General features: G+C 64.7%; 27 protein-coding genes. 18 read left to right on the forward strand and 9 right to left on the reverse strand.

Features of this window, described 5'->3' with window-relative positions:
- Positions 1 to 6: 6 nt before the first annotated feature.
- The 3 genes from CK219_RS19495 to CK219_RS32215 form a co-directional block, all read right to left on the reverse strand.
- A complete protein-coding gene (locus CK219_RS19495; protein WP_095768352.1) occupies positions 7 to 96 on the reverse strand; it encodes a hypothetical protein in 90 nt (29 codons plus the stop codon).
- A 116-nt stretch (positions 97 to 212) separates the two neighbouring features.
- Complete coding sequence (locus CK219_RS31295; protein WP_140840615.1) at positions 213 to 311, reverse strand: putative RiPP precursor; 99 nt, start codon at positions 309 to 311, stop codon at positions 213 to 215.
- A 49-nt stretch (positions 312 to 360) separates the two neighbouring features.
- Positions 361 to 504, reverse strand: coding sequence for a hypothetical protein (locus tag CK219_RS32215; RefSeq protein ID WP_224710046.1), 144 nt, complete (start codon positions 502 to 504; stop codon positions 361 to 363).
- A gap of 224 nt (positions 505 to 728) precedes the next feature.
- On the opposite strand from CK219_RS32215, the gene CK219_RS19505 reads away from it, so the two are divergent.
- The 3 genes from CK219_RS19505 (at position 729) to CK219_RS19515 (ending at position 5,361) form a co-directional block, all read left to right on the forward strand.
- Entirely contained in the window at positions 729 to 2,306 is a 1,578-nt protein-coding gene (locus tag CK219_RS19505; protein ID WP_095768354.1) for a transcriptional regulator, read from the forward strand.
- Between the two features lie 150 nt (positions 2,307 to 2,456).
- Positions 2,457 to 3,134, forward strand: coding sequence for a hypothetical protein (locus tag CK219_RS19510; protein ID WP_095768494.1), 678 nt, complete (start codon positions 2,457 to 2,459; stop codon positions 3,132 to 3,134).
- Between the two features lie 229 nt (positions 3,135 to 3,363).
- Entirely contained in the window at positions 3,364 to 5,361 is a 1,998-nt protein-coding gene (locus CK219_RS19515; protein WP_095768355.1) for an amidase, read from the forward strand.
- Positions 5,362 to 5,396: 35 nt separating this feature from the next.
- Here the strand turns inward: CK219_RS19515 and CK219_RS19520 are convergent, their stop codons facing one another.
- Positions 5,397 to 6,632, reverse strand: a complete 1,236-nt coding sequence (locus CK219_RS19520; RefSeq protein WP_095768356.1) for an MFS transporter — start codon at positions 6,630 to 6,632, stop codon at positions 5,397 to 5,399.
- Positions 6,633 to 6,729: 97 nt separating this feature from the next.
- Here CK219_RS19520 and CK219_RS19525 point away from each other — a divergent pair, with 97 nt between their 5' ends.
- Positions 6,730 to 7,629, forward strand: coding sequence for a LysR family transcriptional regulator (locus CK219_RS19525; protein WP_176477078.1), 900 nt, complete (start codon positions 6,730 to 6,732; stop codon positions 7,627 to 7,629).
- 20 nt (positions 7,630 to 7,649) lie between these two features.
- Here CK219_RS19525 and CK219_RS19530 read toward each other — a convergent pair whose 3' ends face one another.
- Positions 7,650 to 8,177, reverse strand: coding sequence for a hypothetical protein (locus tag CK219_RS19530; RefSeq protein ID WP_224544605.1), 528 nt, complete (start codon positions 8,175 to 8,177; stop codon positions 7,650 to 7,652).
- A 135-nt stretch (positions 8,178 to 8,312) separates the two neighbouring features.
- On the opposite strand from CK219_RS19530, the gene CK219_RS19535 reads away from it, so the two are divergent.
- The 4 genes from CK219_RS19535 to CK219_RS19550 all read left to right on the forward strand — a co-directional run bounded on the left by CK219_RS19535 (position 8,313) and on the right by CK219_RS19550 (position 11,489).
- Entirely contained in the window at positions 8,313 to 8,864 is a 552-nt protein-coding gene (locus CK219_RS19535) for a cysteine hydrolase family protein (protein WP_095768357.1), read from the forward strand.
- Between the two features lie 181 nt (positions 8,865 to 9,045).
- Positions 9,046 to 9,501 (forward strand): GFA family protein, encoded by a 456-nt coding sequence (locus CK219_RS19540; protein WP_095768358.1) that lies wholly within the window; start codon positions 9,046 to 9,048, stop codon positions 9,499 to 9,501.
- Between the two features lie 322 nt (positions 9,502 to 9,823).
- Positions 9,824 to 11,029 (forward strand): amidohydrolase family protein, encoded by a 1,206-nt coding sequence (locus CK219_RS19545; protein WP_176477079.1) that lies wholly within the window; start codon positions 9,824 to 9,826, stop codon positions 11,027 to 11,029.
- A gap of 304 nt (positions 11,030 to 11,333) precedes the next feature.
- On the forward strand, positions 11,334 to 11,489 hold the full coding sequence (locus CK219_RS19550) for a DUF1127 domain-containing protein (protein ID WP_095768360.1): 156 nt from the start codon (positions 11,334 to 11,336) through the stop codon (positions 11,487 to 11,489).
- 56 nt (positions 11,490 to 11,545) lie between these two features.
- Here the strand turns inward: CK219_RS19550 and CK219_RS19555 are convergent, their stop codons facing one another.
- Positions 11,546 to 12,286, reverse strand: coding sequence for a sulfotransferase family protein (locus CK219_RS19555; RefSeq protein WP_095768361.1), 741 nt, complete (start codon positions 12,284 to 12,286; stop codon positions 11,546 to 11,548).
- A 276-nt stretch (positions 12,287 to 12,562) separates the two neighbouring features.
- Here CK219_RS19555 and CK219_RS19560 point away from each other — a divergent pair, with 276 nt between their 5' ends.
- Entirely contained in the window at positions 12,563 to 13,732 is a 1,170-nt protein-coding gene (locus tag CK219_RS19560) for a PLP-dependent aminotransferase family protein (RefSeq protein WP_176477088.1), read from the forward strand.
- Positions 13,733 to 14,010: 278 nt separating this feature from the next.
- Positions 14,011 to 14,556 carry a YbhB/YbcL family Raf kinase inhibitor-like protein gene (locus tag CK219_RS19565; RefSeq protein ID WP_140840635.1) on the forward strand — a complete coding sequence of 182 codons (546 nt, stop codon included), beginning with the start codon at positions 14,011 to 14,013 and terminating at the stop codon, positions 14,554 to 14,556.
- 37 nt (positions 14,557 to 14,593) lie between these two features.
- Here CK219_RS19565 and yghU read toward each other — a convergent pair whose 3' ends face one another.
- Positions 14,594 to 15,463, reverse strand: coding sequence for a glutathione-dependent disulfide-bond oxidoreductase (gene yghU / locus CK219_RS19570; protein ID WP_095768495.1), 870 nt, complete (start codon positions 15,461 to 15,463; stop codon positions 14,594 to 14,596).
- Positions 15,464 to 15,665: 202 nt separating this feature from the next.
- Here yghU and CK219_RS19575 point away from each other — a divergent pair, with 202 nt between their 5' ends.
- The gene (locus CK219_RS19575; protein WP_095768364.1) at positions 15,666 to 16,568 is read left to right on the forward strand and encodes a S1C family serine protease; all 903 of its coding nucleotides are present in this window, start codon (positions 15,666 to 15,668) and stop codon (positions 16,566 to 16,568) included.
- A gap of 13 nt (positions 16,569 to 16,581) precedes the next feature.
- Positions 16,582 to 17,532, forward strand: coding sequence for a LysR family transcriptional regulator (locus CK219_RS19580; RefSeq protein ID WP_095768365.1), 951 nt, complete (start codon positions 16,582 to 16,584; stop codon positions 17,530 to 17,532).
- Here CK219_RS19580 and CK219_RS19585 read toward each other — a convergent pair.
- Complete coding sequence (locus CK219_RS19585; RefSeq protein WP_095768496.1) at positions 17,483 to 18,211, reverse strand: SDR family oxidoreductase; 729 nt, start codon at positions 18,209 to 18,211, stop codon at positions 17,483 to 17,485. The two genes, CK219_RS19580 and CK219_RS19585, sit on opposite strands and share 50 nt — an antisense overlap.
- 183 nt (positions 18,212 to 18,394) lie before the next feature.
- On the opposite strand from CK219_RS19585, the gene CK219_RS19590 reads away from it, so the two are divergent.
- On the forward strand, positions 18,395 to 18,991 hold the full coding sequence (locus tag CK219_RS19590; protein WP_095768497.1) for a YdeI/OmpD-associated family protein: 597 nt from the start codon (positions 18,395 to 18,397) through the stop codon (positions 18,989 to 18,991).
- A 155-nt stretch (positions 18,992 to 19,146) separates the two neighbouring features.
- Here CK219_RS19590 and CK219_RS19595 read toward each other — a convergent pair whose 3' ends face one another.
- Positions 19,147 to 19,434 (reverse strand): hypothetical protein, encoded by a 288-nt coding sequence (locus CK219_RS19595; RefSeq protein WP_095768366.1) that lies wholly within the window; start codon positions 19,432 to 19,434, stop codon positions 19,147 to 19,149.
- 351 nt (positions 19,435 to 19,785) lie between these two features.
- On the opposite strand from CK219_RS19595, the gene CK219_RS19600 reads away from it, so the two are divergent.
- From CK219_RS19600 to CK219_RS19620, 5 genes are all read left to right on the forward strand, one after another.
- Positions 19,786 to 20,493, forward strand: coding sequence for an SDR family NAD(P)-dependent oxidoreductase (locus tag CK219_RS19600; RefSeq protein ID WP_095768367.1), 708 nt, complete (start codon positions 19,786 to 19,788; stop codon positions 20,491 to 20,493).
- Positions 20,494 to 20,861: 368 nt separating this feature from the next.
- Positions 20,862 to 22,070 (forward strand): ABC transporter substrate-binding protein, encoded by a 1,209-nt coding sequence (locus CK219_RS19605; protein WP_095768368.1) that lies wholly within the window; start codon positions 20,862 to 20,864, stop codon positions 22,068 to 22,070.
- Positions 22,071 to 22,114: 44 nt separating this feature from the next.
- The gene (locus CK219_RS19610) at positions 22,115 to 22,867 is read left to right on the forward strand and encodes an ABC transporter ATP-binding protein (RefSeq protein ID WP_095768498.1); all 753 of its coding nucleotides are present in this window, start codon (positions 22,115 to 22,117) and stop codon (positions 22,865 to 22,867) included.
- Complete coding sequence (locus CK219_RS19615) at positions 22,860 to 23,564, forward strand: ABC transporter ATP-binding protein (protein WP_095768369.1); 705 nt, start codon at positions 22,860 to 22,862, stop codon at positions 23,562 to 23,564. Before CK219_RS19610 ends, CK219_RS19615 begins: the two co-directional genes overlap by 8 nt.
- Positions 23,565 to 23,571: 7 nt before the next feature.
- Positions 23,572 to 24,459, forward strand: coding sequence for a branched-chain amino acid ABC transporter permease (locus CK219_RS19620; RefSeq protein WP_095768370.1), 888 nt, complete (start codon positions 23,572 to 23,574; stop codon positions 24,457 to 24,459).

The following is a 24,459-nucleotide window of genomic DNA, read 5'->3' on the forward strand; positions in this document are numbered from 1 at the left end:
TTTGGCTCAGAATACGACGGAAGCTGCGCCGTTAGCGGTGATTGCCGAAAGCCTATCCTTCTTGACCAGCGTCGGCCTCACATAGGTCTTCCTCATCCACGCTCTCCCGAAAATTCCGCCGCATGATCTCATACGCACGTCTGCCGTCAAGCAAACGCCCGAGCAAGCGCTTCCCCTTTGCGTATTCCTGCTACTGCACTGAAATTATATCGTCAGGTAGCGCCATTGGTGATGGCGAGCGACGGACTTGCCACCACCGTCGAAAGCTTGCCCTTGCGGACGAGAATCGGCTTCTCGTAAATCTTTTTCATCCCAAATTTCCCCCGTTAATCAGTGCCGGCAAAAGCACCGATGATTTCATCAAACCGGCGAAGGCAGCGAACCCGCCACAACCGCTGAAAGCTTGCCCTTGCGGATCAAAACCGGCTTCTCGTAAGTCTTCTTCATAAGATTGCTCTCCTGGAAATCCCCGGCGGATAATCTCACATAGGCAATTTCTGTCAATCACCGGCTCCAGCGGGCTGTTCTGCTCCTGGGGATAGCGTTCTATTGACAGAGCCGCCGCTCAATAGTGGGGCGACCGCGCCGGCCGGAACCGGATGCGAAGGATATCGCCCGGCGAAGCTGTGTGACGTCTTGCACTTAGCCTTGGCCGCAAGCTCGGCTAGGATGCCCGGGCCGGCCTGCTGCCGGTTGCAAGGCGGCGGGGTGGCGATGGGGGGAGACCGATGAAGAGATCGACCGAAAGGATGCTGGCGCTGGCGATGCTGATCGTCGGCATTGCCTGTTTCGCCAAGCTCTATGCGGCGCTGGGCGGCAGGCCGCCGGCGACGGCGCGCCTGGAGGTCTTCGGCGCGGCCGGCGTGCTGTCGGTCCTTGCCGGGCTGCTTTTCCTCGCCGGGCTGCTGCCGGCCGCCGAGCACGATCCGGCCGCTCCTTTGTTCGGCCGCGACGCCGGGATCGCGCCGGCCGGCCATCCGCGGCTGCGCCGCGCAGCGCTCGCTTTGCCGCTGTTGGCCCTGATCGTCATCGTCGCCGACCAGTTCGGTTGGCGGGCGCCGGGCGCCGAACCGGCGAAGGAAGTCGCCACCGCGCCGGCAGACTCGGCGCCTCGGCCGCCCGAGCCGGAGGCGAGCGCAAAACCTACCACGCCCGAGTCGAGCATCGAGCCAGCCTTGCCCGCACCCGCACAGCAAGAGGCTGCAAAGCCCCCGTTGCCCGAGCCGGTTGCGGCTCCCGTTCAGCCGGCGCCGACAGCCGCTCCACCGGCCGAGTCCAAGCCGCCGCGGCCTGCCCAGCCGGCAGAGCCGGTCCAGCCAACCCAGCAGACGGCGCTCGCTCCCGCAACGCCGCCGCAGACGGTGGCGCCGCCTCCACCGGCGCCTCCGGCCCAGCCGACCGCGCTGGAAGGCCACCGCGACGCCGTCGTCTGGCTGGCGGTGTCGGCCGACGGCCACCAGATCATGAGCGCCAGCACCGACCGCATGATCAAGCTCTGGGATATCGAGGGCAAGCGGCTGATCCGCGACCTTGGTGAGCACAAGGACATGGCGCGCAGCGCGCTTTTCATGCCCGATGGCAAGACCGTGCTCACCGCCGGCGACGACGGCGAAATCGTGCTGCGCCAGCTATCCGACGGCACGGTGCTGCACGTCTTCTCCTCAGGGGCGAACGGCGGCATCAGGCAACTGAAGATAAGCCTGGACGGCAAGCTCGCCGTTAGCGGTCACGACACCGGTTCCGTCGTCGTTTGGGACCTGGGGAAGGGAGCGGTCTTGCATGTGCTGCCGGGCCACGACTGGTCGGTGAGTTCCGTCGCCATCTCGCCCGACGGCACCAGGGCGCTCACCGGCAGCATCGACGGTGAGCTGAAACTCTGGGACATCGTTTCGGGCAAGCAGTTGCGCAGCTGGCTTGGCCACGAGCGAGGCGCCTATGGCGCGGTCTTCCTGGCCGATGGCCACCACGCGGTGACCGGCAGCGGCGATTACACGATAAAGCTTTGGGACCTCGACACCTTCAAGGAGGTCCGCCGCTTCGAGGGGCATTCCGGCACGGTCTATGCGCTGGCCTTGTCGGCCGACGGCAAGCGCCTCGGCTCCGTCTCGCTGGATGGCACCGCCAGGATATGGAACATGGACACCGGCGCCGAGATCGCCGAATTCGATCCCGGCACTGGTCCCATGTACTCGGTCGCCTTCGCCGCCGACGGCACGCTATTGACCGGCGGCATCGACCGCACCATCCGCGACTGGCCGGCGGCGGGCGGGGACGGCACGGTGCTGTTTGCCGGGGCGCCGGAGTGAGTGTGACGTTAGAGGTGGGCGAAAAGCGGCCTCGACAGCCAATCTCGCCCAAGTGGGGAAAAATGCCCGGCAGAGCAGATGGGGCGCCACGAACGGCGCCTGTCAGAAGGAGACCTGTACAAGGACTCTCCGAGCAGCCATCGTCGCCGCATGAGCAACACTGCCGAATCCACTTATTTTGTCCTGCAGCAGATCGATCCTGCGACCGGTTCGGCTATCGCTGAGGCTCGAATCCGGGTCTTGGACCTGAAAAAGCTTGGCGCGGTTCTGGGTTGCGGCAACACACAACTCTCAGGCTCATGGGAATTGGACCCGGGAGATATTCAAAGGCTGGGCGCGATATGCATCCCACCTCGCGAGCTTGATCCGAGGCTCAATCGCATCGAGCCCTGGCATCCAATCCGCGAGACACCGTATCTCGTTCACACGAATTTCGAGCTGCCGCTGATGCTTGAAGGTCGCAAGCCTCTGGCGGTGTTCCAAGACGCCTATCCGGTGGAGTGGTTGACGGAAATGCTGGCCCGCTTCGACCCGTTCGTCCGTTCGGGTCGGTTGGTGCGCCGCATAATCGACACGCCCTTCACCGAGGCCGAGCGCGCCCGCTTCCCAAAGTTCGAAAGATGGCGGCGCGCCTTCTTCGTACTCCCCGGCGAAGAATGGCGAATAGACGCATATCTGCTGGCATCGAAAGTCTCCGCCAAGACCGGCTGGAACGAAGCCCTCGAACGGATGGAGGGCTCGCTTCTCGGCTATGAGGATTGGCAGAATGATTGGTGGGTTGAGCGTAGAGCACGAGGGCGAGAGGCGGGCATTCGTCCGGAAAAATGAATAGCGCCCTTGGATTACCTGACAGGCCGGCTGGACAGCCCCCCTGGCCTGCCGGGCATCTCCCCGCAAGGAGGAAGATTGGCAGTTCCTGCGACGGCACCCTCTCTGCAGCGTCGCCGATTGGCGAAGCCGTCGCGACATCCAATCTCCCCCCTTGCGGGGGAGATGCCCGGCAGGGCAGAGGGGGTGTGACGGAACGCAGCTTCTGTAAGGGAATTCGTTCGCCATCATGCTCCACATCGTCGAAGCCTCGATCGCCGATCTGCGCCGCGCGCTGGAAGATGGCACAGTCACCAGCGTCGAGCTTGTCGCTGCGTATCTGCGGCGCATCGCCCATTACGACCGCCACGGCATCGCGCTCAACGCCGTGCCCATCCTCAACCCGAAGATGTTCGAGGAGGCCGAAGCGTCCGACCGGCGCCGGCGCGAGGGCAAGACGCTCGGATCGCTCGACGGCATCCCCTACACCGCCAAGGACAGCTACAAGGCCAGGGGGCTGACGGTGGCCGCCGGGTCGCCGGCCTTCGAGCATCTCACGGCGAACGAGGACGCCTTCACCATCGCCAGGCTGCGCGCCGAGGGCGCGGTGCTGATCGGCCTCACCAACATGCCGCCGATGGCCAATGGCGGCATGCAGCGCGGCGTCTATGGTCGCGCCGAAAGTCCGTATAACAAGGATTTCCTCACCGCCGCCTTCGCCTCCGGCTCGTCCAACGGCTCGGGCACGGCGACGGCCGCGAGCTTCGCGGCTTTCGGGTTGGGCGAAGAAACGTGGTCGTCCGGGCGCGCGCCCGCCTCCAACAACGCGCTGGTCGCCTACACGCCTTCGCGCGGCGTGATCTCGGTGCGCGGCAACTGGCCGCTGGTGCCGACCATGGATGTGGTGGTGCCGCATACGCGCAGCATTCCCGACATGCTGGAGCTGCTCGACGTCATCGTCGCCGACGATGCCGGGACGCGCGGCGATTTCTGTCGCGTGCAGCCCTGGGTGAATATCCCGAAGGCGTCCGAGCTCAGGCCGGCGAGCTACACGGCGCTTCCTTTGCACGGCGCACTCAAGGGGAAGCGGCTCGGTGTGCCCAGAATGTATATCGGCAAGGACGAAGGCGCCCACCGCCCGATCGAGACGCGCGCCTCGGTGCTGGAGCTCTGGCGGCAGGCGGCGCGCGATTTGGAAGCGCTCGGCGCCGAGGTGGTCGAGGTCGATTTCCCTGTCGTCTCCAACTACGAACGCGACCGTCCGGGCGCGCTGTCGATGGTCGACCGCGGCCTTGTGCCGCCGGAATTCGCCGAACGCGAGATCTGGGACCTGTCCATCTGGTCCTGGGACGATTTCCTGCGCGCCAATGCCGATCCGGCCATCCCCGATCTCGCTTCGGTCGACGGCGCAAAGATCTTCCCGCAGCCGCCGGGCACGTTGCGCGACCGTTACGGCGAGGCCGATTTCGAGCTGGCGCAGTATGTCGAGCGAGCGAAGCGCGGGGTGGCGTCGCTTGCGGACATTCCCACCATCGAGGCGGGCCTGAAAGGCCTGGAAGCAACGCGCCGCGCCGACTTCGAAGACTGGCTCGATGCCAACCGGCTCGACGCCGTGGTGCTGCCGGCGGTCGCCGATGTCGGTCCGGCCGATGCCGACATCAACGAGGCTTCCGCCCGGCTTGCCTGGCGAAACGGCACCTGGGTCGCCAACGGCAATCTGGTCTGGCGGCATCTCGGCATCCCGACGGTGACGGTGCCGATGGGCACCATGGCCGATATCGGCATGCCCGTCGGCCTCACCTTCGCTGGCAAGGCTTATGACGACGTGGCATTGCTGATGATCGCCGGTGATTACGAGCGCTCCACAAGGCGCCGCACCGTTCCGCCGCGCACCCCGGCGCTGGCCGATGATGTGTTCGAGGGCAGGGGCGCGTCGAGTCGTGTTGGCGATCCCCTGCTCACGCTGGTGCTCACGGCTGAGACGACCCGCGCCGGCGACACCGATGAGATCGCGATCGCGCTGGAGACCGGCGACGCGGCGGTGGTGAAAGTCCACGTCAACGGCGAGCCGGTTTCCATGCAAGGCAGCGCTAACCGATTCACCGGTCGCGTGATCGTACCGGCCGCGACCCATCAAGGCTTCCACAGCGTCTGGCGCGGCGCCTATGGCTCCATCGTCACGGCCATTGTGAGGTCGCAGGATGGGCGCGTCAGCGGGGCGTATAGGCTGACGGGTGGGATTGGATAGCTTCCTCCTTCACAAGCGGAGAGGAGAAGATCGAGCTACTCGGTCCAATCCACCACCAGCGCCACCACCCCGAACAGCGCTCCAACCGCGCACACCGCGTTCCAGCCGCCCCAGGTCCAGGCGATGCCGGCAAGCAGCGAGCCGATCGCGCCGCCGATGAAGAAGATGCCGACGAACAGCCCGTTGATGCGGCCCCGCGCCTTGGGCTGCAGGAGATTAACCGCACGGCGGCCCAGCGTCTGGTCGCCGGTGACGCCGAAATCGAGCAGCACGGCGCTGACACCCATCAGGATGAGCGGCAGCCATGCCCCGGCTTTGGCCGCCCCGGCCCATGCGGCGAGGCCGAGCGCCGCAATCAGCACGAGATGGCAGAGGATCGTGGCGGTGCGCGTAAAGCCGCGGTCGCCGGCGCGGCCGAAGATCGGCGTCACAGCCGCGCCGCCGGCGCCGACAAATGCGAACAGCGCAATGCCTTTCTGGCCAAGGTCGAAAGGCGAGGCGGACAGGCGTAGCGCCACCGCCGTCCAGAACACGCTGAAAGCCGCCATCACTAGGCTCGCGGTGAAGGCACGACGCCGCAGCACCGGTTCCTGACCCAGAAGTCCGACCAGAGAGGCGATGAGCCCCGCATAGCTCGCATGCGCCAGAGGCTTGCGCCTTGGCAAGGCGAGGCCGAGCAGGATGGCGAGCAGCCCAAGTGCCGCGGCGCTGATGCCGTAGAAGGCGCGCCAACCGAAGGCGTCGGCGACGAGGCTGGCGATCGGACGCGAGAGCAGGATGCCGATCATCAGCCCGCTCATCACGTCACCGATAACGCGCCCGTCCTGTCCCGGAGGCGCCATCGAGGCCGCGACCGGCACCAGCACCTGAATGCAGGAACAGGCCGCCCCAAGCACGAACAGCATGGCAAGCAGCGAGGCGGCCGACGGCGCGAATGAAGCGACCGCCGCCGCCAGCGCGGCCGCGCACAGCATGCGCAGCGCCAGCACACGGTTCTCGACCAGGTCAGACAGCGGAACCAGGAAGAACAGTCCGGCCGCATAGCCGAGCAGGGTGGCCATCGACACCAGGCCGCTTTCCGATGCCGCCGCGCCCAGCGACGGTCCGATCAGCCCGACCAGCGTCTGCGGCGCGAACAGATTGGTGACGATGATGCCGACCGAAGCGGCGAACAGCAGCGTCTGGGATCGCGTGATCGTGCCGCCGCCGGCATGCGGCGACGGATCGGCGAACTCGGCCGTCGCGATCCGGGCGTTGTCTGTTCCGTTCATGGGTAGCCTCGCTGTTTGCATATCTCGCGAGGACTTTATTCGCGCTGATCATAATGCTACAATTGAAATTATTTGATAATGATTATGCGAGATACGCATGAACATCCATGACCTTGAAGCCTTCGTCGCCGTCGTCGAAACCGGCTCCATCGTCGGCGCCTCTGCCAGGCTCAATCTCACCCAGCCCGGCGTGACGCGCCGGGTGCAGAATCTCGAGGAGCGGCTGGCGACGCCTTTGCTCGACCGCCAGTCGAAGCCGCTCAAACCCACCGCATCGGGTCGCGAGGCCTATGAGCATAGCCGTCGGCTGCTGCGCTCGCTGGAGGATCTGAAGGCGGGCGTCTCGCCGGCCGGCGAGGTGAGGGGCGAGTTCCGCCTCGGCATCATGCCTTATCTGTCGACCAGCGCGCTGTCCGAGCCGCTCGACAGTCTTCGCGCGGCCTTCCCGCAATTGACGCTGAATATCACCTCCAGCCTGTCGCCGCGCCTGGTGGAGCAGGTGCTGCACAGCGAGATCGACGCGGTCGCCGTCTGTCTGGCCGAGGGCGTCGCGCCGCCGCCGGAGCTCGTCGGCGACGATCTCGGCGTGCAGGCGGTGCTGCTGGTGGCTTCGCCAGGCCTCGGCGTGCCGAAGCCGGCCGAGCTCAACGATCTCGCGCGCTACCCCTGGGTGCTCAACGAAACCGGCTGCGGTTTCCGCGCGTTCATCCGCCATCGCTTCGAGGCGGCGCGGCTGCCGTTCCATGTCGGCGTGGAGGCGCAGGGCGCGGATCTGAGAATGTCGCTGGTGGCGCGCGGCCACGGCATCGGCGTCGTCACGCCGGGCGCGCTGTCCGGCAGCCAATGGCGCGACGCGGTCGAGGTGGTCGACTGCCCAGGCTTCAAGCCGCAGGTGCGCTGTTGGCTGCTCCACCGCCCGCCGGCCGGCAGGCTGGCGCGTCCGATCGCGGTGTTCCGCGACGCGCTGGCGGAGGCGCTGAGGGGCCGATGCCGCTGATGTCGTAGAAGCCAGGTGCCTTATCTTCCCCCTGACAGTGGAAAAAGCGATTTCAACATCTTGGCAAAGCGAAGTGTTAGAGACTGCCAGAGGGAGTGGGTTGCACCGTCCGTCGAGTTCGCTATCTCCGGGTCTTGTGATCGGGGCAGGGAGGCGAGCCACGAATCCCAAAACTTCTGCTGCATCGAGACGAACACGGGCATCACGTCATAGCCATCGTCAAATATATTGACTAAGTCGCTCTTCTTGGGACGCTCGCCCGTTTTCACTTTGCAGACCACCAATCCTCGACTCATCTCTGTCACGGTGCCTTCAGGGAAAACATTGGCGCTCGCGCCATAACAAAAGGGTAGTAGTCCTTCCACTTCGAGCTGATTGCGGATTTGGCATAGGGCTTCGAAATAGTCGTCTTCTTCAGCAGCGATGACTTTATTGCGATAGCTGCAGGTGAGCCTGCATCGGGTCCCCGCATCGTGCGGCGTGAACACCGCCTGCTCGTCACCTCCCGTGCCTCCTCCGATCAGGAATACGGTGTATTGTTCATCCATTGTCATCCCCCGATCTCTCGATCATCTTAGTTGTGATTAATCCTGAATGCAACTCAAAATTGTTTTGCGCCAGTTGCTGCTTGTTGGCTCCTGCCTCGTCCTTGACCCGCCCCCCACCCACGCTATCTTCGCGCCATGCCAGACACAGCCCCCTCCGCCGCCGCGCCGCTGATCGTCATCGACCTGCAGACCGGCATGTTCGACGGTCGGTTCGATCCGCCGATCCATGACGCCGACACGATCGCCGAGCGTGCCCGTCGGCTGATCGACTGGGCACGGCGTTCCGGCCGCAAAGTGGCGTTCATCCGCCATGACGGACCGGAAGGCGATCCGCTGGCGCCGGGCGCTTCCGGTTGGCCGGTATGGCCGCTGCTCGGTCAGGCCGCCGACGAACCGACCTTCGGCAAGACCGTCGGCAACGCATTCTCGAATCCCGAACTCGTTGAATGGGTGGCGGGACACGGCGCGAAGGACGTCGTGCTCCTCGGCGCCCAGACTGATTTCTGCGTCGCCGCCACCGTGAAGGGTGCCTTTGCCGAGGGATTTGGCGTCACCGTGGTTTCGGACGCGCATTCGACGCTGGATTCTTTGGAGGAAAACGCGCCCGACATCATTGCCCGCCACAACAAGGCTTTCGCGGGGCAGGGCGTGCGGATGGCGACGACGGCGGAGTTGATCGAAGGCTGAGCGCGCCTTCCCCTTCTCCCCTTGTGGGAGAAGGTGGCCGCAAAGCGGCCGGATGAGGGGTGTTCCAGGGAATGCCAGCGTCTCACTCCGCTGGAACACCCCTCATCCGTCTTGTCGCTACGCGCCGATCCACCTTCTCCCACAGGGGGAGAAGGGAGACCCCCAACCTCAGGAGCCCATCTTGCCAAGTCTTTCTCTTCCCGCCGAAGGAGGCTGCCGCTGCGGCCGCGTGCGCCTGAAAATCTCGGCAAAGCCGCTGCTCACCATGGCCTGCCATTGCACGGGTTGCCAGTCGATGTCGTCCAGCGCCTATTCGCTGAGCGCGGCGATCCCCTCGGAAGGTTTCGAGGTGATGAAGGGCGAGCCGGTGGTCGGCGGCCTGCATGGCGCCTCGAAACATTATTTCTGCGGCTACTGCATGACCTGGATGTTCACGCGGCCGGAAGGGATCGACTGGTTCGTCAATCTGCGCCCGACCATGCTCGACGACCATACTTGGTTTGCGCCCTTCATCGAGACCTGGACGTCTGAGAAATTGCCCTGGGCGGCGACATCGGCCGTGCACAGCTACGCGACGTTGCCTGCCTTCGAGGAATATGAGCCGCTGGTCGCCGAATACGCCGGCACCCAAGGCTGAGTAAAAGCGGCCGGTCGAAAAGGCGACCCAAGGCGCGGTCGCCGTTGGCGTTTCCGGTCATGGTCGACGCGGCCGTTGGGGGCGCATTGTTGGGGATGTGCTTGGGCGTCCGCGTCGACCACGGCGGCCTCATACCGCGGGCTTCACCATGGCACATTTGCCGCCCGCTGAAACTTCCGCGAAAACGGTATATGGCAGCCGTTGAACTTGCCTTCTTCCATAAGGAGAGAAGGCAAGGCGAAACACTTTCTATCCCTTGCCGCATTGACCTCGTCCGTTCGACCGGCGACGACTGACGCCTTCCTTGTCAACGGATTGCATCGTGGATCAGACTCATTTTCTCAACGCCAGGCTTGCCGATGGCTCGCTCCGTGACCTCACCGTTGCCGGTGGCCGCTTCAGCGCCATCGCGCTTGCAGCCAATGCGACGATGCCGCCGTCCGGCGCTATCGACCTCGCCGGCCAGCTCGTCCTGCCGGCTTTCGTCGAGGGCCACATCCATCTCGACACCTCCTTCTACGACGATGTCTGGCGCCCGCACATTCCCTGCACCAACGGCTTCGACGTGCGCGAGCGGGTTGCCTTCCAGACGCGCAACCTCGAGCAGGCAGCACCCATGGCGGAGCGGGCGAGAAACCAGCTCGAGCTCTGCGTTGGCAATGGCAGCCTCGCCATGCGCAGCCATGTCATGGTCGACGCCGCGGTCGGGTTGAAGCATGTGGAGGCGATCCTTGCGGTGCGGGAGAAATACCGCCACCTCATCGACATCCAGCTCGTCGCCTTCCCGCAGAGCGGCATTCTGTCCTCGCCAGGCACCGCGGAGTTGCTCGACGAGGCGCTCAAGCTCGGCTGTGACCTGATCGGCGGGCTCGACCCGGCAAGCTTCGATCGCGACGTGAAGGGCCATCTCGATGTGGTGTTCGGCCTTGCCGAAAAACGCGGCGCCGGTATCGACATCCACCTGCATGACCGCGGCACACTCGGCCTGTTCGAGATCGAGGAGATCGCCGCCCGGACCGCGACAATGGGCATGCAGGGAAAGGTTGTCGTCAGCCACGCCTACGGGCTGGGCGACATCTCCGCCGATGCATTGGCCAAGGCTGGCGAGCGGATCGCCGGCGCCGGCGTCGCCATCATGACCAACGCGCCCGGCGATCATCCATTCCCGCCGGTGGCGGCGCTGCGCAAGGCTGGCGTCACCGTCTTCGCCGGTTCCGACAACATCCGCGATTCATGGTGGCCCTATGGTGATGGCGACATGCTGAACCGCGCCAACATGATCGGCTACCGCTCCGGCTTCTACGAAGATTGGGAGCCGGAGGCCGCCTACGACGTGGTCAGCCACGCCGGCGCCAAGGCGCTGGGGCTCGAAGGCTACGGCATCGCTGTCGGCGCCAAGGCGGATTTCGTTGCGCTGAAGGCCGAGCATGTCCCGGAAGCGGTGGTGGCGGTGCCAAAGGATCGCACCGTCTATCGCGCGGGCAGGGAAGTGGCGCGAGGCGGGAAAGTGGGGCCGAAAACCAGGTGAATTAGAAGCCGTTAATTTGTTGCCGAGCTACAACTCGCGCTATCGCCTCCCTCTCGGAGACGTGAATCAACCCATCAAGGCGACCAGCCCAAGCGTCTGACATGCAGGTCATGCAAGCTCCTGGTTTTCATGCAGACCGCGTGGCCGATCCCGCAAATTAGTTTGCATGCATATGTTTCAAGCCGTTCCGGCTTCGTGAAGCATTTCACCGTTCGCGCGCAATCCACCGGTTACAGACGCATCGCAAAAGCGACGCCGGGAAGAGGCGGCACCGGTTTTCCGCCGCTGATTTAGGAGGTTTTTCATGTTCAAAAGTCTCAACCGAATCCGCGCCGCCTTCGCGCAGGCCAGCAAGCGCCGCCGCACGGCGCGCGAGCTTAACGAGCTGCCGACGGAGATTCAGAAGGACATCGGCTGGCCTGACAGGACCGAGCCTGACGAGATCCGTTTGCCGTTCTAATCGCGCGGCCGCCGGAGCCGGAGCGCCGCGGCCCTGGCGGCCGATCCGGGTGGCCGCTACGCCAGCCACCACCACAGGGCGCCGATGGCCAGCGCGATCAGGACCGCCACGCCGGCAAGCATCAGGTAAGATCCCACGATCATCTCGTTGATGATCTTCTTGATGCTGGCGCGGTCATTGAGGTTAGGGAAGGGTTCGTTGGGCAGCGCGACGCCGAGGAAATCGCAGAGCGGCGCCCAGCCGTCGCTGACCTTGAAGACAAGCAGCTTCTCAGGCGGCACCGCCGCCTTCACCTCGTCGACATAGGAATTGTAGCGCGCCACCGCTTTGTCGCGGTCGTTCATCACGCCCTTCAGCGTTCGGCCCCAGACCAGCTTGCGCGACATGTCGCCGAACTTGCGGCCGAACGGCGTCAGCCATTCCAGCACCCTGAACTGCCAGACATTCTCGGTGAAGTAGATCGTGTCGATGGTGCTGTCGTACCAGGCTTCGGCGCCGCGCGGATGCAGGGTCAGAAGCACCTTGGCTTCCGGATAGGCGGCCATCAGCTCGCGCCATACGCAGCAGCCCGGATTGTCGACGGTCGCCCGATAATTGGCGAAGACCCGGTTCCAGTCATGCTGCGCGCCGGGCGGGCTGTTCGCCACCTTGCGCCAGAAGTCGAGATGGCCCTTGTTGGCCTTGTTGATGATGACTTCCTGCATGTGGTAGCTCGGAAAGCCGAGCCTGTTCAGCGCGGCGAAAGTCGACCACGTGCCGGTGCGGCCGAAGCCGGCCCCGATGACCTCGAGCGTCATACGCGTTCCCCCATTTGCTCCGGATTGATTTTCTATCAACTTCCAGTTTCTGGTCATAATCGTGCGCTGGCCTTGCCGAGCGTGCAATGGCTTTTCATTAGCATTTGCGAAAATCTGTGGGCCAAATGTTGCCTGGACGATGAGCCATGACCGTTTTGTGTATTCACGCGAAAGGCCAGGCCTGATAATAGGTCAACTAAGCTGACCTAAATAGAAGCACGCTGCGGGAGGTGCGTCTTGACCCTGTTGAACCTTCTGGCCTCGCGTTCCTCGCGCATGAAGGCTTCGGAAATCCGCGAGCTGTTGAAGCTGCTCGACCAGCCCGACATCATCTCCTTCGCCGGCGGCATTCCCGACCCGTCGCTGTTTCCGGCCGAAGCCATCGGCGATGCCTACCAGGCCGTGCTGGGCGGCAAGGAGGCGGGCGCTGCGCTGCAGTACCAGGTCAGCGAGGGTTTCCTGCCGCTGCGCAAATGGCTGGCCGCCTATATGGGCAAGCTTGGCGTTCAATGCGACGAGGGCAACATCTTCATCACCTCCGGCTCGCAGCAGGCGCTCGACTATCTCGGCAAGCTCTTTTTGTCCCCCGGCGACACTGCGCTGGTGACATGGCCGACCTATCTCGGCGCGCTGCAGGCCTTCAACGCCTATGAGCCGCGCTACGACCGGCTGAACCCCGCCGGCGGCAACATGACGCCCGAGGCTTATCGCGCTGCAGCGGCGGCAAATGGCGGCAAGGTGAAGTTCGCCTATCTGGTGCCGGATTTCGCCAACCCGACCGGCAATACGCTGGATGCCGAGCAGCGCGAGGCGGTGCTCGACCTCGCCGGCGAGCTCGACATCGCCGTCATTGAGGATGCCGCCTACCGCGCGCTGCGCTATGACGGCGAGGGCGAACCGCCGATCCTTGCGCTCGATTGCGCCCGCTCCGGCGGCATCGATCATGCACGCACGCTCTATTGCGGGTCGTTCTCGAAGATACTGTCGCCCGGTATGCGCGTCGGCTGGGTCTGCGCGCCGCGCCATGTGGTGGAAAAACTGGTGCTGATGAAGCAGGCGTCCGACCTGCACAGCCCCTCGATCAACCAGATGGTCATGCACCGCGTCGCCGAAGCCATTTTCGACGCCCAGGTGGAAAAGCTGATCGGCGCCTACCGAAAGCGCCGCGATGCGCTGCTTTCCGCGCTGGAAGCCGACATGCCCCCCGGCATTTCCTGGAACCGTCCGGACGGCGGCATGTTCGTCTGGCTGACGCTGCCGCAAGGCACGGATGCCACCGAGCTGCTGGCGCGCTCGATCAACGAGGCGCGCGTCGCCTTCGTGCCGGGCAACGCCTTCTACGCCGACGGCACCGGCCGCAACACGCTGCGCATGTCATTCACGCTTGCCGACGACCGCGCGGTGAACGAAGGCGTGCCGAGACTGGCAAAGCTGCTGCGGGGCTGATCCTCAAGGAGAGATCAGCAGCCGGCCGTCCACTCGCGCAGGCGTGATTGGTCGTGCGCAGGCGTGATTGTCCGCGCGCCCGATTCCTCGGCTAGTGTCGCGACCGATCCAACCCCCTGGATCGACCCGGCCGTAGGGTCCCACCTCCACGGTCCGAACGAAAGAGCCCCGACGGCCTCCACCGGCGGGGCTTTTTCATTGTCCCGGCAGGCGGCCGCGCTAGCTTGCCCTTTTTCGGGCCGCTTTTCGGCTACGCTGCGTCATTCAGGGAGGATCAGATGACCTTGCGCCTCGGCTTCACTTTGCTTGCCCTTGTCGCCTTCGCCAGTCAGGCGGCGGCCTTCGAGATATCCAGCCCGTCGGTGTCGAACGGCAAATGGGACGCGAAATATCTCGGCGACAAAGCCGGCTGCGGCGGGCAGAGCGTCTCGATCGCGCTTGCCTGGAAGGATCCGCCGGCCGGAACGAAAAGCTACGCGCTGACCATGTTCGACACCGATGCCAATGGCGGCAAGGGCTTCTGGCACTGGCTGGCCTGGAACATCCCGGCGAGCGCCAAGGGTCTGCGCGAAGGCGCCGGCGCGCAGGGTGGCAAGCGCATGCCCAAGGGCTCCGTGCAGGGCAAAGGCGGCGTCGGTCGCGCCGGCTATTTCGGCCCGTGCCCGCCGCCCGGCAGCGGCGACCATCACTATGTCTTCACGCTCTATGCGCTGGGTGAAAAGACATTGCGCATACCGGCCAACCCCTTGCCGGAGATGATCTCGGTCGCCGCTAAAAGCTCTGCGCTCGGCCAGGCGACCGTGACATACACATATGGGAGGTAACGGGGCGGCCAATCTCCCGCACGAGGGCGAGATTACATTACTCCGCCGCTTGCAGCTTATCCTGCGTCTTCGTCTCGAAGTCGCTGGCGTCGTGGCGCTCGCGCAGCTGGAAGGCCGGATCGCCGGACATGCGGTTGACCATGCGGCCGCGCTTCACCGCAGGCCGCGCGTCGATCGCGTCGGCCCAGCGCTGCACGTTCTTGTATTCGTGCACCGAGAGGAACTCGGCGGAGTTGGTGTAGCTGCGGCCCTTGGCAAGCCCGCCATACCAGGGCCAGACCGCAATATCGGCGATCGTGTAGTCGGGACCCGCGAGATATTCGCTCTCCGCCAGCCGGCGGTCGAGCACATCCATCTGCCGTTTGGTCTCCATGGCGAAGCGGTCGATGGCGTATTCGATCTTTTCGGGCGCATAGGCATAGAAATGGCCGAAGCCGCCGCCGAGATAAGGCGCCGAGCCCATCTGCCAGAACAGCCATGAGAAGGTTTCCGCGCGCGCCGCGCGTTCGGTCGGCAGGAATGCGCCGAACTTCTCGGCGAGGTAGGTGAGGATCGAGCCGGATTCGAACACGCGCACCGGCTTCGGCTCGCTATGGTCCATCAGCGCCGGGATCTTCGAATTAGGATTGACCTCGACAAAGCCCGAGCCGAACTGGTCGCCGTCGCTGATCTTGATCAGCCAGGCATCGTATTCCGCACCCTTGTGGCCGAGCGCCAGAAGCTCCTCCAGCATGATCGTCACTTTCTGGCCATTGGGCGTGGCCAGCGAGTAGAGCTGCAGCGGGTGCTTGCCGACCGGCAGTTTCTTGTCATGCGTGGGGCCCGCGATCGGCCGGTTTATCGAGGCGAACTCACCGCCATTTGGCTTGTTCCAGGTCCAGACTTTCGGCGGGACGTATTGGTTCATGTTGAAGGCCTTGTGTTTCGTGAAGGGCGGCATCTGCCACCGATGCCGATAGACTTAGGTGCGGTTCCGCGCGCGTCAAAGAAAAAAGTTCAATCTTCGTTGAACTAGCGCTTATGCCAGCTTGGGCGAGGGGAAATCCGCCCTTGCACGGCGCTCCTTCGGCCATACTTATAGGCAGAGACCCGCAACGCAGGATGGATCGATGACCATCGAGAAAATTTCGCGCTCCGTTGTTGCCGTGCGCGCCACGGTTCCGGACGACGCCTTCACCGCCAATGCGCTGGGCACGCGCCGCGAGGGCAGCGGCGTGGTGATCCGCGACAATGGGCTGGTGCTCACCATCGGCTACCTCATCACCGAGGCCGAGGAAGTGTGGCTGACCGACCAGGATGGCCGTGTGGTGGCCGCGCATGCGCTGGCTTACGACCAGGAGACCGGCTTCGGCCTCGTGCAGGCGCTGTCGCCGCTCGGCCTGCCGGCTGTCCAGCTCGGCAATGCCAGGAAAGCCAAGATCGGCGATGCCGTGACGCTCGCCGACGGAATCGGCCAGCAGGTCGATGCCCACATCGTGACCAAGCAGGAATTCGCCGGCTATTGGGAGTATCTGATCGACGAGGCGATCTTCACGGCGCCCGCGCATCCGTCCTGGGGCGGCGCCGCGCTGTTCGACCGCGCCGGCAAGCTGCTCGGCGTCGGCTCGCTGCGCCTGCAGATGAGCCGCGCCGGCGAGGTAGCCGACATCAACATGGTCGTGCCTATCGATCTTCTGACGCCGATCCTCGACGATCTGATCAAGCGCGGCCAGGCGGCGAAGGCGCCGCGTCCGTGGCTCGGCGCCTTCTCGGCCGAGTCGAACGGCATGGTGGTGGTGATGAGCGTCGCCGAAGGCGGCCCGGCCGCACAGGCGGGCTTGCGCCAGGGCGACATCATCTCCGATGTGCGCGACGGCGAAGTCGATGGTCTGGCCGATTTCTACAGGAAACTCTGGCAGAACCCGGCCGGTGCGGAAATTCCGCTGCGCGTCGTGCGCGACGGCCGCGAGACATGGCTGCGCGTCAAATCCGCGGACCGCAATTCCTTCCTGAAGAAGCCGCAGCTGCAGTAGGCTCGGAGCGCCGGTGCATCCCAGGCTGCTGAAGACCTTTCTCGCGGTCGCGCGTACCCGCAACGTCACGCGCGCGGCGCAGGAGATCCATCTCGCCCAGTCGAGCGTCAGCGACCAGATCCAGGCGCTGGAGACTGAGCTTGGCGCCAGTCTCTTCACCCGCTCGCGGCAGGGGCTCACCCTGACGCCGGCCGGCGAGGCGCTGAAACCCTATGCCGAGGAGCTGCTGGCGCTCGCCGGCGACGCGCGGGCCGCCATCGATGCCACGAGGGCCGGGACGGCCGGCACAGTGTCGATCGGCGCGCTGGAAACCATCGCCTCGGCAAGGCTGGCCGGCTGGCTTGCCGGCTTCCGCGCCGGTCATCCGGACATCGACATCAAGCTGAAGATAGCCGGAAGCGGCGAGTTGCTGCGCAGGCTGGGCGACGGCGAGATCGACGTCGCTTTCTGCTTCGAGCGGCCCCCAGAGATCGATGTTGGTGAGACGGACCGCCGCCTTGCCAGGCGCGTCGTGGCGGTCGAGCCGCTGGCGCTGATAGCGCCGCCCGGCGACAATCGCGCGGATGTCGATCTGGCGACGCTGGCCGAGAAGCATTTCGTCGCCACCGAGACAGGCTGCGTCTACCGCGCCATGGTCGACAAGGCATTCGCCGAGGCAGGCCTCGGCAATCCCAACCTCGCCGCCGAAGCCGGCAGCATCGACGCAATTGCCGGGCTGGTGGCGGCCGGCGCTGGCTTTGGTCTCGTTCCGCGGATCGCGGTCGCCGCCGCGATCGATCGCGGCGAGGTGGCCGAGCTTGCCTGGCCTGGGGCGGTCCGCTCGGCGGACGTGGTGATGATCTGGCGCCGCCGGCGCGTCCAGCCGCCGGCGCTAAAGGCACTGCTCACCGCTTTAGGGGAGGGCTTCACCTTGGTCACGCCAGGCGGTGCCCGCCCTCGACATGCAGCGTCTCTCCCGTCGTAAAGCCATTGCCGATCAGGAAGCGGATTGCGTCGGCGATGTCCTCCGGCTTTCCGACCCGACCCACCGGCAGTCGTTTCGCCATCGCCGCAAGCGTGTCGTCCTTTTTGTCGCCGGCGACGAACTCCCAGATCGGCGTGTCGACCCAGCCGGGCGAGACGGCGTTGACCCGGATCGGCGCCAGTTCGACGGCCAAAGCCCGCACCAGCCCGTCCAATGCGGCGTTGACGGCGGCGACGACCGAGCCGCGCGCCGCCGGCCGGTGGGCGGCAATGCCCGAGACGAAGGTGAGCGAGCCGGCTGGCGGCAGCTTCGGCGCGCCGTGCTTGGCGAGCAAAAGCGGCCCGTAGAACTTGCTTTCCACCACCTTTTGCGCGGCTGAAAGCTCGATCTCGGGCAACAGCCGGTAGGCGCCCTCGATATCGGCCGCCGTGCTGACGATGTGGTCAAGCCTGCCGATGCGCTGAAACAGTGCGGCGACCTCATCCTCGCGGCTGATATCGACCACGGCTGTTTCGAGCGTGCCCGGCTGGCCCAGTCCTTCCCGCGCCGCGTCCAGCTTCGCTTCGCCGCGCCCGGCGATGATGACGTGCGCGCCTTCCTCAAGGCATCGCCTGGCGAGCGCCAGCCCCATGCCCGAGCTGCCGCCGACGATGAGGATTTTTTGCTTCTCCATGTCCATGCCTTTCCTTTGCATGGAGGAGGTTTGGCAGACCCAGGCGCGAAGCGGAAACGGAAGAAATCGATGGTGGTATCGGAGCCTCCGATGGCATCATGTACCGCCTGCTGACAGAAACTGGCACCAGGGCAGCGCTACAAAAGCATCGGAATCATCCACACTGTTGCGACGAAAGACGAGGTGACGATGGCGCCGATCAAGGTCGATCCGAACAAGGTGCGCGAATTCGCGGATGCCGAAAGCTTCTATGCCTGGCTTGCCGACAACCACGCCAGCGAAAGCGAGGTCTGGATCAAGATCCACAAGGTCGGTTCTGGTCTCGCCTCGATCACGCCAAAGGAGGCGATCGACGTCGTGCTTTGCTTCGGCTGGATCGACGCGGTGCGCAAGTCGCTCGACGAGAGGAGTTTCCTGCAGCGCTACACGCCGCGCGGCAGGAAGAGCATCTGGAGCAAGATCAACATCGACAATGTCGCGCGCCTGATCGAGGCGGACCGCATGACCGAGCATGGCCTCAAGCAGGTCGAGGCCGCCAAGGCCGACGGTCGCTGGGACCGCGCCTATGGCGGATCGAAGGAGATGACCATCCCGCCCGACCTGCAGGCCGCGATCGATGCCGAACCGAAGGCGAAAGCGGTGCTGGAGAAGCTTTCGGCACAGAACCGCTTCGCGCTCGCCTTCCGCGTCCACAACATGAAGACCGAGGCCGGCCGCAAGAAGAAGATTGCTGATCTGGTGGCGATGTTGACGCGCGGCGAGACGATCCACCCGCAGAAGAAGTAAGACATGATCCCGAAATGGTTGCAGGGTTGCCCACTAAGTCCGCAAACAAAAACGCCGCCCGGGAGGGAGGGCGGCGTTTTCGGGAAGCGATGATCCTGAACCCTTAGCAAGCGGTCTCGGATCATCCGGTCATGAAGGCCGCAACGCGTCAGGCCTTATGCGGCCTTCTTCGCAACATGCTTCTTCATCACATGGTGCTTGCGCACGTGGTGCTTCTTCACGTGATGATGCTTGCGAGCATGATGACGGTGGTGCTTCCTGAGCTTCTTGTGCGGGCCATTGGCGGCAGGCTTCGCCGTCTCGGTGGCCGAGGCCGGAGCAGTGGTCGTGGCGGTCGTCGTGGTCGCAGCGGGTGCGGCGTTGGCTTCGGTGGTGCCGAGCGCCGGCACCGCGAAAGCGAGGGCGATGGCCAGGCCGAGTGCGGAAAGAAGGGTCTTTTTCATAATCGGCATTCCTTGGGTTCGGATCAATGTCTGTTGTTGCGCGCCGTAGTGGGTCGGCTGCTGCGGGTACCGTTATGACACCGGCTCTTTTCGGGAGTTTTTCCCGACTGTTGAATCTTGTTTCCGGATTGTGTCTGGCGCTTTCCTCTTGCGGAATGGGATGGCCGCTTCGCAAGCGCGGGCCGCAACGGTCGCCTGGCGATCAAGCACCCACTTGTGATGAAGGCGGCGGTGCACCCGGCTGGGAGCTTTCATGAACCCAATCGCACGACGCGTGCGAATTCCGCGCCCTAATCATTCGATCCGATCGATGCCATCTTGCTGCCGACATACCCAACAGGAGCAGGAACAATGACCACCAACACAGATCATTCCGGCAAGGTGGCGCTCGTCACCGGCGGCAATCGCGGCATCGGTCTGGAGACGGCGCGCCAGCTTGCGGAACTCGGCTTCACCGTGCTCATCGGTGTGCGCGACCTCGCCAAGGGCGAGACGGCGGCAAGGACACTTGGCGGCGCCGTCGAAGCCATCGAGCTGGATGTCGCCGCGTCCGAGGCCGCAGACCGCGCCGCGGCCGAGGTCGAGAGCCGGTTCGGCCGGCTGGACGTTTTGGTCAACAACGCCGCCATCCATTACGACCCTTCGGCGCAGGCGCTCAGGCCCGACTGGACGGTGATCCGCGAGGCATTCGAGACCAATGTCTTCGGCGCCTGGCGCGTCGCTGCCGCCTTGGCGCCGCTGCTTGGCGCTTCCGGCCACGGCCGTTTGGTCAACGTCTCGTCGGAAGGCGGCTCGCTCGCTTCGATGGGCGCCGGCGCGCCTGCCTATTCGACCAGCAAGGCGACGCTCAACGCGCTGACCCGCATCCTGGCGGCTGAGCTGCGCGGTGCAGGCGTCCTGGTCAATGCGATCTGCCCCGGCTGGGTCGCGACCGATATGGGCGGCCCCGGCGGCAGGCCGGTCGTGCAAGGGGCGGCCGGCATCGTCTGGGCCGCTACCCTGCCGGACGACGGTCCGACCGGCGGCTTTTTTCGCGACGGCAAGCGGCTGGCGTGGTGAGCAGAAAATAGAAGCTTAAGACAAGCCGTTGAAAAGTATAAATTTTCCACTCGGGCGTCGAAAAGTGAGCGTGAGGGTGGAAAAGCCAGCCAATGCAAGCACTTAGCCTGCATATCGCCTGTCTGTTTGGTAAACGCTGGTCTGCCGATAGCCATGCTACGAAAATAGCATTCTCGGCCCGCGACATGTGGTGCTAGGCTCGCGCCCGTGCACCCAAGGCACGCTGCGGTCCAGCCCGCAAACAGGAGGGCCCGCGAGAGGAGGAGCGGCAGAGCGGGATCGAGGCTCCAATCCAAAATCCGAAGGAACTGTTGAACCATCGCGAGGCAGCCGCGTTTCCCGTGGTTGCCACATGGGAGGAACCACCAGTGAAATCATCCTATCTCGTCTCGGCCGCGCTCCTTGCGGCATCCGCAGTGCCGGCCGCGGCTGGCGAAATCTCCGATGGCAAGGTCAAGATCGGCATCCTCAACGACCAGTCGGGCGTCTATGCCGATTTCGGCGGCAAGTGGTCGGTCGAGGCCGCCAAGATGGCGGTCGATGATTTCGGCGGCAAGGTGCAGGGCGCGCCGATCGAGATCGTCAGCGCCGACCATCAGAACAAGCCTGACATTGCCTCCAACATCGCGCGCCAGTGGTACGACACCGAGCAGGTCGACGCGATCATGGAGCTCACCACCTCGTCCGTGGCGCTGGCCGTGCAGGGGCTTTCCAAGGAAAAAAAGAAGATCGATATCGTCACCGGGGCGGCTTCCACCGACCTCACCGGCAAGCAGTGCTCGCCCTATGGTTTCCATTGGGCCTACGACACGCACTCCCAAGCGGTCGGCACCGGCGGCCAACTGGTCAAGCAGGGCGGCGACAGCTGGTATTTCATCACCGTCGACTATGCATTCGGCTATTCGCTGAAGGACCAGACCGCCAAGCTCGTCGAGGCGAGCGGCGGCAAAGTGCTGGGCGAGGTGCGCTATCCGCTCGGTTCCACCGACTATTCCTCCTTCCTGCTGCAGGCGCAGTCCTCCGGCGCCAAGATCGTCGGGCTCGCCAATGCCGGCCTCGACACCTCGAACTCGATCAAGCAGGCAGCCGAATTCGGCATCGTCGCCGGCGGCCAGCGGCTGGCCGCGCTCCTCTTCACGCTCGCCGAAGTGCATGGGCTGGGCCTGCAGGCAGCCCAGGGCGTGGTGCTGACCGAAGGCTTTTACTGGGACCGCGACGACAAGAGCCGTGAATTCGCCCAGCGCTTCTTCAAGCGCACAAACCGCATGCCGAACATGATCCAGGCCGGCACCTATTCGGCCGTGACGCAGTATCTGAAGGCCATCGACAAGGCCGGCACCGACGGGACCGAGGCGGTTGCCAAGGAGCTGCATGAGATGCCGGTCAACGACGTCTTCACCGCCAACGGCAAGGTGCAGGCCGACGGCTCGATGGTGCACGACATGTATCTCTACCAGGTCAAGAAGCCGGAAGAGTCGAAGAAGGACTGGGACTATTACACCTATCTGGCGACCATTCCGGGCGACAAGGCCTTCATGAAGGCCGAGGACAGCGGCTGTCCGCTCGTCGCCAAGTGACGCTCGACACCGCCACCGCTGTCCGCCCGGACAGCACGGACCAGATGCCGCGGGTGGTGCTTTCCGCCCGCGGCCTGCGGCGCGACTTCGCCGGCTTCGTCGCGGTGAAGGATGTCGACCTCGACGTCCATCACGCCAAGATCCATGCGCTGATCGGCCCGAACGGCGCCGGCAAGACCACCATCTTCAACCTCTTGACCAAATTCCTGCAGCCGACCAGCGGCAGGATCGAATTGCTCGGCACCGACATCACCCGCACGCCGCCGGCGAAAGTGGCGCGCATGGGGCTCGTCCGCTCCTTCCAGATATCGGCGATCTTTCCGCACCTCTCCGTGCTCGACAATGTTCGCGTGGCGCTGCAGCGTCCAAGCGGGCTGGGCTACCAGTTCTGGCGCCCGGCCTCGGCGTTGGATCGGCTTACGCCGAGGGCGCGCGAGCTGCTCGCCATCGTCGGCCTCGATGACGCCGCGCATCGTCTCGCCGGCGATCTCTCCTATGGCCGCAAGCGCGTGCTGGAGATCGCCACCACGCTGGCTCTCGAACCGAAGGTGCTTCTGCTTGACGAGCCGATGGCCGGCATGGGGCATGAGGATGTCGGCACCATCTCCGGCATCATCCGCGCGCTGGCAAAAGACCGCGCCGTGCTGATGGTCGAGCACAATCTGACCGTCGTTGCCGATCTCTGCGACTGGATCACCGTCATGCAGCGCGGCCAGGTGCTGGCGGCTGGCGACTACGCCGCCGTCAGCCAGGACGAGCGCGTCCGCGTCGCCTACATGGGGACCGAGCATGAGTGAGCCGCTGCTTGCCGTGCGCGACCTCCACGCCTGGTATGGCGAGGGCCATGCGCTGCATGGCGTCAACCTCGACGTCATGCGCGGCGAGACCGTGACGCTGCTTGGCCGCAACGGCGTCGGCAAGACGACGACGCTGCGCGCCATCATGGGCCTGATCCGCAAGCGCACCGGCTCCGTCACCTTCAACGGCAAGGACCTGATCCGCCTGCCGTTGCACCGCGTCGCGCATCAGGGCATCGGCTTCGTGCCAGAGGAGCGCGGCATCTTCGCCACTCTTACCGTCGACGAGAACCTGATCCTGCCGCCGGTCGTGGCCAAGGGCGGCATGAGCGTCGAGGAGATATTCGAACTTTTCCCGAACCTCAAGGAACGCCGCAACAGCCAGGGCACGAAGCTGTCCGGCGGCGAGCAGCAGATGCTGGCCATCGCCCGCATCCTGCGGACCGGCGTCGAGATGCTTTTGCTCGACGAGCCGACGGAGGGCCTGGCGCCCGTCATCGTCCAGCGAATCGGCGAGTTGCTGGCGACGTGGAAGAAGCGCGGCATGACCATCTTGCTGGTCGAGCAGAACTTTCGCTTCGCCGCCCGCATCGCCGACCGCTTCTACCTGATGGACCACGGCAAGGTGGTGGAGGGTTTTGCCGTCGGCCAGCTGACGGCGCATACCGACAAGCTGCACGAGGTGCTGGGGGTATGATGGTGCCATGACCATGATCTTCGGCATCCCAATCCAGGCACTCCTCGGCCAACTCCTCGTTGGCCTGATCAACGGCTCTTTCTACGCCATGCTCAGCCTCGGGCTCGCCGTCATCTTCGGCCTGCTGCGCATCATCAATTTCGCCCATGGCGCGCTCTATATGCTGGGCGCCTTCATCGGCTATCTGCTGCTGGTGCATTTGGGCATCGGCTACTGGCCGGCGCTGGTCCTGGTGCCGCTTGCCGTCGGCCTGTTCGGCATGGCGATCGAGCGCATGGCCCTGTCGCGGCTCTACCGCCTCGACCCGCTCTATGGCCTGCTCTTCACCTTCGGCCTCGCCTTGGTCATCGAAGGCGTGTTCCGTTATTATTACGGCGTCTCCGGCAATCCCTATGCCGTGCCGACGCTGCTCGCCGGCGGCACCAATCTCGGCTTCATGTTCCTGCCCAATTATCGCGGCTGGGTGGTGGCGGCTTCGCTCATCGTCTGCATCGGCACCTGGCTGCTGATCGAGAAGACCAGGCTAGGCTCCTACCTGCGCGCCGCCACCGAGAACCCGGAACTGGTCCAGGCCTTCGGCGTCAACGTGCCGCTTCTGCTCACGCTCACCTACGGGCTGGGCGCGGCGCTTGCTGGGCTCGCCGGCATTCTCGCCGCTCCGGTCTACCAGGTCAGCCCGCTGATGGGCTCGGACCTGATCATCGTCGTCTTCGCCGTCGTCGTGGTCGGCGGCATGGGCTCGATTCTCGGCGCCATCGTCACCGGCTACTTGCTCGGCCTCGCCGAGGGCCTGACCAAGGTCTTCTATCCCGAGGCCTCGAACCTCGTCGTCTTCGTCATCATGGCGATCGTGCTTTTGCTCAGGCCCGCCGGCCTGTTCGGAAGGGACGCCTGA

This window comes from Mesorhizobium sp. WSM4313 (assembly GCF_002294725.1).
In the GTDB taxonomy this organism is placed as follows: Bacteria; Pseudomonadota; Alphaproteobacteria; order Rhizobiales; family Rhizobiaceae; genus Mesorhizobium.